We start from the raw sequence: 7260 nt of genomic DNA on the forward strand, positions 1-7260 counted from the left end.
TCCAGCGCCTTGGCCTTCATCTGGTTCAGCAGGTCCGAGATGGTCTGGCCGGCGGTCACCGCCACGTCCAGCACCGAGGATGCGCGGTTCAGCGAGTCGGTCACCGCGCCCAGCGCGGAGACCTGGGCCCTCTGGCCCTGGGCGATGGCCCAGATGGAGCCGTTGTCCTTGGCGCTTCCGACACGCAGGCCGGTGGAGACCTGGTTCTGGGCGGTCTCGAGCTGGGAGTTGGTGGAGTCCAAGGTCTGAAGCGCCACCATGGCGCCCATGTTCGTATTGATGCTGTTCAGCGACATGACAATCTTCCTGTCAGGGGATCGGCGTGTTCGACGCCGACGAGCGCCTTTTGCGCCCGCATGACAGCTATGACGGTCGGGTCTTAACGCGCGGACCTACAGGCACGGCTAACGAGATGCTACTTCGACCTTGCCATCACGAAGTCTTCCTCGGCCGAGTTCAGCCCAGGCACGCGGGCTCATACAGGCCTGCGTCCAGTTCGTAGCGGCGGCCGCGTTCCTCCAGAGCCTGCTTCGCCGGATCGCTCAGCTTGAGCAGGGGCTCGCCGTCGTTCTTGGCCTGGAGCTCCGGTTCGCCCAGGCTGATCGCGTCGCCGTCTGCGGCCTTGAACAGGACCACCGCGGCAGACATGGCCGACCGGGAGCCACGGCAGGCGATCGGCCGCGGGAGCGCGGGCGCGTTTCGGAACGCATCCTCGCTGGGCGGACGTGCGGTGAGCCGCTGCTGCTCGTAGGTCGCGACGGCGGGCTGGTCGTCGATCCAGTGCTGCAGGTCGGCGAGCGTGACGGCTGCGGCGAGGGCCAGTGCGAGCATGGATCGGTCCCGGCGGGACCTGCCCCCGCGCTTCGGAAATCCGGAACCCCCGCTCCGGTTGCGTCAGGCGGCGCCGGCCGGCGCCGGCAGGATCGTGGCGCGGCACTCGCCGAACCCGATGGAGATGAAGCCGTCGCGTCGGCACACGCCGCGCAAGCTCACCTCGTCTCCATCCTCCAGGAAGCGGCGCGTTCCGCCGCCGGCCAGCGTGATCGGATCGCGTCCGCCGCGGGTCAGCTCCAGCAGGCTGCCGCAGCTGCCGGGGGTCACGCCTGAGATGGTGCCGGTGCCCAGCAGGTCGCCGGGGTTCAGGTTACAGCCGCCGCTGGCGTGGTGGGCGATGAGCTGAGCCGGCGTCCAGTAGAGGTCCGTCGCATGGCCGGCCGCCAGCCGCTGCGCCAGCCCGCCCACCGGCGTCAGCCGCACCTCCAGGGCGACATCCACGGCGCCTTGCGACTGGTCTTGCGGGTCCAGCAGGTAGGGCAGGGGCGCCGGATCACCGTCCGGTCTCGGCGCCTGGGCGACGCGGAAGGGCGCCAGCGCCTCCGCCGTGACGATCCAGGGCGAGACCGTGGTGGCGAAGCTCTTGGCCAGGAAAGGGCCGAGCGGCTGGTATTCCCAGGCCTGAACGTCGCGGGCCGACCAGTCGTTCAAGAGGCAGAGGCCGAAGACGTGGCCGCCCGCCTCGCCGATCGGGATCGGCTCGCCTGGCGCATTGCCCCCCCCGATCCACAGACCCAGCTCCAGCTCGTAGTCGAGGTTGCGGGCGGGGCCGAAGCTCGGGACGGCCTCGTCGGCGAGCTTGCGCTGGCCGTTCGGGCGCCGGACCGGCTCGCCGGACGCACGCACGGAGGAGGCGCGGCCGTGGTAGCCGATCGGCACGTGCTTGTAGTTAGGCGGCAACGGCGCGTCGGGCCGGAACAGGCGTCCGACATTGGTGGCGTGGTGGAGGCCGGCATAGAAATCGGTGTAGTCGCCGATGTGCGCGGGCAGGTGCAGGACGCAGTCCGCAGCCGGGTGCAGCAGCGGCTCCACGTCGGCCCGGGCCGGCGAGCCCTGCTCCAGCAATTCGACCAGGCGCAGCCGGAGCGCCTGCCGTGGCGCGGCCCCCAGGGCCATGAGCGGGTTCAACATCGGACCTGCGGCGGCCTGTGCGGCCCGTAACGCCTCGCCCTTGAACAGGCCGGCCTTTGAAGCGGCGGCCAGGTCCACGATGTCGTCACCGATCGCCACCCCGCCCCGCGGCGGTCCTGCAGGTGGACTGAACACGCCAAGTGGCAGGTTCTGGATCGGAAAGTCGGCATGCCCCCGGGCTGACGCCACCCAGCTGGTCAGGGCGGGGTCGTGGCTGCGGTCCAGTACGGCCATCGCGTCGTCTCCAGCATCCTGTCCAGGCTGCGGCTCAGCTCTCGGCGGCGGGTCCTAGCGGAACGGCCCGGCGGGGTACAAGCTGAACGCCGCAGACGATGTCTTGGAGCCGGGCGTCGGTCCGGCGCCGTGGCATCGCCGTGTCCGGCCGGATGGCGGCGCGAGATCCCCGAATGCCAGCTGCGGCTCTCCGCCAGCCTGCACGGGACGCGAGGCGCGCTCGGGCGAAATGGACTGCGCGCAACTTGGCGGTTACACGTCGCTGGACCAGCGGGCGCAGGGCGGCGGGATGGCGAGGGGAGTCGAGGCAGCGTCCGCCGATCCCATCGCCGCGGCCCACGCCCGGCTTTTCGCCGATCCGTCGTTCCAGTTCGTCTGGTCCGGCGCGCCAAGACCCACGCCTCCGCCGACCTGGCTCATCGCCCTGCTCAAGCAGATCGGACGCCTGTTGCAGGCGATCGCCCCTGAGGTCAGGATCGGGTTCTGGGTCGTGCTGGGCGCGGGCGCGGTGCTTCTCGCCATCTCGCTCGTGCGCCACTTCGTGGCGCCCACCCCGCGGCAAGCCCGCTTGACCCCGCTGAACCTGAGCGGCCTCGGGGCGAGCCCGTCGGATGCGGCCGCCAAGGCCGCGGTCCGGCTGGCCGAGGCCGACCGGCTCGCCGCCGAAGGACGCTACGCCGAGGCCGCCCACCTGCTGCTGCTGCGCAGCGTCGCCGACGTGGAGAGCGGGCGGCCGGGGCGCATCCGTCCCTCCTTCACCAGTCGCGACATCGCCGCCCTGCCCGACCTCGGCGCCGAGCCGCGCGCCGCCTTCTCGCTGATCGCGGGCGTGGTGGAGCGGGCCCTGTTCGGCGGCCGGCGCCTGGACGCCGAAGCCTGGCGGACCTGCCGCACCGCCTACGGCGCGCTGACCCGCCCGGAAGCCTGGGCCGGCGACGCCGTCCAGGTGATCGCATGAGCAGTGGCGCTGCGGCCCAGCCCGCCACCTTCTCCCCGCGGGCGGTCCTGTTCATGCTGGTCGCGGGTCTCGTCGGCTTCGTGGGGCTCAGCGTCCTGACCGCCTATGCGCCCGAGCTGAAGGCGCGCAGCCAGAGCGGGGAGAACGCCCTTTCGCGTTCGGCAGTGGGCTACGCCGGCCTGGTGCGGCTGCTGCAGGCCGAGGGAACGCCCGTGGTGGTCAGCCGGGCGCGCGCCCCGCCGAGCCGCGACGGGCTGGGCCTCGTCGTCTTCACGCCCCCGCCCGGGACCCAGGCCTCGGCCCTGAAGGCGGCGCGGACGCCGGGCTCGCGCCGGACGCTGGTCATCCTGCCCAAGTGGAGCTTCGTCCCCGATCCCGACCACATCGGCTGGGCGCGTTTGGGCGGTCTGGCGTCCCTCGTCACGTCCACCATCCGGGCCGACGGCAGGCTCGACCTGCATCGAAGCGCAGGTGTGACCGCGACCCACCTCCACACCACGGGCGACGGCTTCGGCGGGATGGACGGGCTCGCGACCGGACCGATAACCTCACTACAGTCTGTCCGGCTTGCGGGCGCCAACGTCCTGCTTACCGACGACGCGGGCGAGCCGCTGCTGGTCTATGTCGGCCCCGACACCTATGCCCTGACCGATCCGGACCTGATGGACAACAAGGGGCTGGCTTCGCTGCAGGCCGCCCGCACGGCGGTGGCGATCATCGATGCGCTGCGGGGCGGGCAGGGACCGGTGATCTTCGACGTCACCCTGAACGGGCTGGCGCGGTCCCGATCCCTGCTCGGGCTGGCCCTCTCGCCGCCGTTCCTGGGGGCGAGCCTGTGCGCCCTGGCCGCCGCCCTGCTGATGGGCGCCCACGCCGCGGCGCGCTTCGGACCGGCGCGGCCCCAGGCGCCGGCGCTGTCGCTCGGCAAGGCCGCGCTGCTGGACAACACCGCCATGCTGATCCAGCTCGCCAGGCGGGAGCCGAGGATGGGGCGCCGCTATGCCGGCCTGGTCCGGCGCGCCCTGGCGCGCCGCTTGGCGGTCGTGGCGGGCTCAGGCCTCCAGCCGGACATCAGCCGGATCGACGGGGCGCTCGACCGGCTGACACCGACGGGCGGCGTGACTTTTTCGGCGCTCGCCGCCGAGGCCGACGGCGCCCGCGACACCACAGCCCTGATGCGCAGCGTCCGCGGCCTGCACGACCGACAACGGGAGATCCTGGGTGAACGTCTCTGACATCGCGGCGCTCGGCGCCCGCATCCGCGCCGAGGTGGCCAAGGCCGTGGTCGGCCAGGCCGAGACCGTGGAGTTGATGCTGACCGCCCTGCTGTCGGAGGGCCACATCCTGCTGGAGGGGCCGCCAGGGGTGGCCAAGACCCTGCTGGCCCAGGCCTTCGCCCGCACACTGCAGCTGGATTTCGGGCGCATCCAGTTCACCCCGGACCTGATGCCGGGCGACGTGCTGGGCGCCAACGTGTTCAACTTCCAGACCAGCGCTTTCACGCTCAGGCGTGGCCCGATCTTCTGCGACCTGCTGCTGGCCGACGAGATCAACCGCACACCGCCCAAGACACAGGCCGCCCTCCTGGAAGCCATGCAGGAGCGTCGCGTGACGCTCGACGGCCGGGGCGAGGCGCTCAGCCCTCGCTTCATGGTGGTGGCCACCCAGAACCCCATCGAGCAGCAGGGGGTCTATCCCCTGCCCGAAGCCCAGCTCGACCGCTTCCTCTTCAAGCAGGTGCTCGGCTATCCGAGCCTCTTCGAGGAGCGGGCCATCGTGGAGAGCTTCGGCCTGCGGAGCGGCCAGCCGGACGCCGCCGCGCTCGGCGTGCAGCCGATCCTGGGGGCAGAGGAGCTGGATGCCGCCGCAGCGGCCGTGCGCAGCGTGCGCCTCGGCCCCGAGGTCGCCGCCTACGTGGTCGCCCTGGTGCGCGCCACCCGGGAGAGCGCCGACATCCAGGCGGGCGCCTCGCCCCGCGCCGGCGTGCACCTGGCGGTGGCGTCGCGGGCGCGGGCGGCGCTGGAGGGGCGCGACTACGTCATCCCCGACGACGTGAAGGCCTTGGCGCTGCCGTGCCTGCGCCACCGCCTGCTGCTCTGGCCGGCCGCCGAGATCGAGGGGCGGGGCGGCGACGACATCCTGAAGACGCTGATCGGCAGGATCGAGGCGCCACGTTGATCTATCCCACCGCCCGCGCAGTGCTGCTGCTGGCGGCCGGAGCGCCCCTGGCGCTGCTGCTGGCGCTGGTGGCGCCAGGGCTATGGGTGGCGGGGCCGGTTTGGGTGCTGGCGGTGCTGGGTGTGCTGGGGATCGACGGCTGGTTGGCCCCGGCCCGGGGCTCGGCCCGCTTCGAGGTCGAAGCGCCCGACGAGCTGGCCGCGCCGGACGGGGATGTCGGAGCCAAGCTGACCGTTCGGTTCGACGGCCGTACGCCGGCGCAGGTCGAGACCGCCCTGGAGGTGAACGCCAAGCTGGCCCTGGCGCCCGCGCGGGTGGCCGTGACCGTGGTGGGCGGCGAGGCGCACGCGCTTTTCCGCCTGACGCCGGTGCGACGCGGGGAAGGGCGGCTGCTGCGGGCCTGGGCGCGCTGGAGCGGGCCGCTGGGCCTGATCCACGTTCAGGCGAGCACCGCGCTGGACCGCATCGTGCGGGTGACGCCGGACCTGGCGGCGGTACGGCGCGAGGCCATGCGCCTGTTCGCCCGCAACGCCATCGCCGGCCAGAAGAGCAGGCTCGAGACCGGCGACGGCTTCGAGTTCCAGTCGCTGCGCGAGCACCAGCCCGGCATGGACCTGCGCGCCATCGACTGGAAGCAGTCCGCCCGCCATGGTCTGCTGCTCTCCAAGGAGTTCCGCACCGAGCGCAACCATCCCATCATGCTGGTGCTCGACAGCGGCCGGCTGATGGGCGAGCCGGTGGAGGGAGCGCCCAGGCTGGACCGGGCGCTGAACGCCGCCCTGCTGATCGCCTACGTGGCCCTGGTGATGGGGGATCGCGTTGGGCTGTGCGCCTTCGACGCACGGCCTCGGCTGGTGGGCCGGCCGGTGGCCGGAGCGACGGCCTTCCCGGCGTTGCGGCGCATGGCGGCGGCGGTGGACTACTCCACCGAGGAGACCAACTTCACCCTCGGCCTGAGCGCGGTGGGGGCCGTGCTCGACCGCCGGGCGTTGCTGGTGGTGTTCACCGACTTCGCCGATCCCACCAGCGCCCAGTTGATGCTGGAGTCCGCGGGCCGGCTCTCCAGCCGCCACCTGCTGCTGTTCGTGCTGATGGAGGACGCCGAACTGGAAGCCGTGCGCCGCCGCGCGCCTGAGACGCCCGCCGACGTGTCCCGCGCCGTGACCGCCGATGCGCTGCTGCGCGAGCGAGAAGGGGTGGTGGCGCGCCTGCGCCGCCTGGGGGCGGAGGTGATCGAGGCGCCGGCTGCAGCGGTCGGGACCGCCCTGATCGAGCGCTACCTGAACCTCAAGCGGCTGGACCGGCTTTGATGGCGTCGGTGCTCCTTATCTCCCCTGCGAAGCGGGGGAGGGGGACCATGCGCAGCGTGGTGGAGGGGGCGTCGCCGCTTGCCGTTCACACAACGCCGGTGGCGATGGCCCCTCCGTCACGACGCGTGTCCGCGCCGCGCCCATGAACGCCTTCGCGTTCAAACCCGCGCTGCGCAGGGGGGGAGAGTGGCATGCCTGAACCCGAACTCAAGAGCGCCCGCTTCCGGCGCGAGCGCGAGGGCGACTGGAAGCGGCTGGAGAGGCTGCTGCAGCGGCTGGAGCGCGAGCCTGTCTCACGGCTGAGCGATGAGGACCTGCTGGCCATCCCGGTCCTCTACCGCGCGACCTTGTCGGCCCTGTCGGTCGCCCGCGAGACCAGCCTGGATCGCGGCCTGCTGGACTATCTGGAGGGGCTGTCGGCGCGCGCCTACTTCCTGGTCTACGGCGCGCGCTCCAGCCTCCGTGCGCGCCTGGTCCGCTTCTTCGCTCACGACTGGCCGGCTGCGGCCCGGGCGCTGTGGCGCGAGGCGCTGCTGTCGGCGGTCATGCTGGTCAGCGGGGTGGCGGTGGCGTGCTGGCTCTATGCGATGGATGCGGACTGGTACTTCGCCTTCG

The 7260-nt window shown here is 72.3% G+C and carries 7 protein-coding genes and 1 pseudogene; 5 read left to right on the forward strand and 3 right to left on the reverse strand.

The genetic code is table 11. The annotated features are described in order from the left end of the window. The 3 genes from HUV06_RS13280 to fahA form a co-directional block, all read right to left on the reverse strand. A partial coding sequence (locus HUV06_RS13280) for a flagellin (RefSeq protein WP_174301735.1) occupies positions 1-296 on the reverse strand: 296 nt, incomplete at its 3' end. Between the two features lie 160 nt (positions 297-456). Next, a complete protein-coding gene (locus tag HUV06_RS13285) occupies positions 457-831 on the reverse strand; it encodes a hypothetical protein (RefSeq protein ID WP_174301736.1) in 375 nt (124 codons plus the stop codon). A 63-nt stretch (positions 832-894) separates the two neighbouring features. After that, on the reverse strand, positions 895-2199 hold the full coding sequence (gene fahA, locus HUV06_RS13290; protein WP_174301737.1) for a fumarylacetoacetase: 1305 nt from the start codon (positions 2197-2199) through the stop codon (positions 895-897). 229 nt (positions 2200-2428) lie between these two features. Between fahA and HUV06_RS13295 the strand changes: the two genes are divergently transcribed. The 5 genes and pseudogenes from HUV06_RS13295 to HUV06_RS13315 form a co-directional block, all read left to right on the forward strand. Then, positions 2429-3157, forward strand: a complete 729-nt coding sequence (locus HUV06_RS13295) for a DUF4129 domain-containing protein (RefSeq protein ID WP_217433853.1) — start codon at positions 2429-2431, stop codon at positions 3155-3157. Beyond that, positions 3154-4392, forward strand: coding sequence for a hypothetical protein (locus HUV06_RS13300; RefSeq protein WP_174301738.1), 1239 nt, complete (start codon positions 3154-3156; stop codon positions 4390-4392). Before HUV06_RS13295 ends, HUV06_RS13300 begins: the two co-directional genes overlap by 4 nt. Beyond that, complete coding sequence (locus HUV06_RS13305) at positions 4379-5335, forward strand: MoxR family ATPase (RefSeq protein ID WP_254601123.1); 957 nt, start codon at positions 4379-4381, stop codon at positions 5333-5335. The genes HUV06_RS13300 and HUV06_RS13305 overlap by 14 nt, the downstream gene beginning before the upstream one ends. Next, positions 5332-6645 carry a DUF58 domain-containing protein gene (locus tag HUV06_RS13310; protein ID WP_174301739.1) on the forward strand — a complete coding sequence of 438 codons (1314 nt, stop codon included), beginning with the start codon at positions 5332-5334 and terminating at the stop codon, positions 6643-6645. The genes HUV06_RS13305 and HUV06_RS13310 overlap by 4 nt, the downstream gene beginning before the upstream one ends. Before the next feature lie 191 nt (positions 6646-6836). Next, positions 6837-7260, forward strand: a pseudogene (locus HUV06_RS13315) (stage II sporulation protein M); the annotation flags it as partial.

It is taken from the genome of Caulobacter sp. S45 (assembly GCF_903642205.1).
In the GTDB taxonomy this organism is placed as follows: Bacteria; Pseudomonadota; Alphaproteobacteria; order Caulobacterales; family Caulobacteraceae; genus CAHJWH01.

What these genes read in the sequence shown, in the direction of transcription:
- HUV06_RS13285 (WP_174301736.1), bottom strand. Translation starts at nt 831, where the DNA reads ATGCTCGCACTGGCCCTCGCCGCAGCCGTCACGCTCGCCGACCTGCAG.
- HUV06_RS13300 (WP_174301738.1), top strand. Translation starts at nt 3,154, where the DNA reads ATGAGCAGTGGCGCTGCGGCCCAGCCCGCCACCTTCTCCCCGCGGGCG.
- HUV06_RS13295 (WP_217433853.1), top strand. Translation starts at nt 2,429, where the DNA reads ATGGACTGCGCGCAACTTGGCGGTTACACGTCGCTGGACCAGCGGGCG.
- fahA (WP_174301737.1), bottom strand. Translation starts at nt 2,199, where the DNA reads ATGGCCGTACTGGACCGCAGCCACGACCCCGCCCTGACCAGCTGGGTG.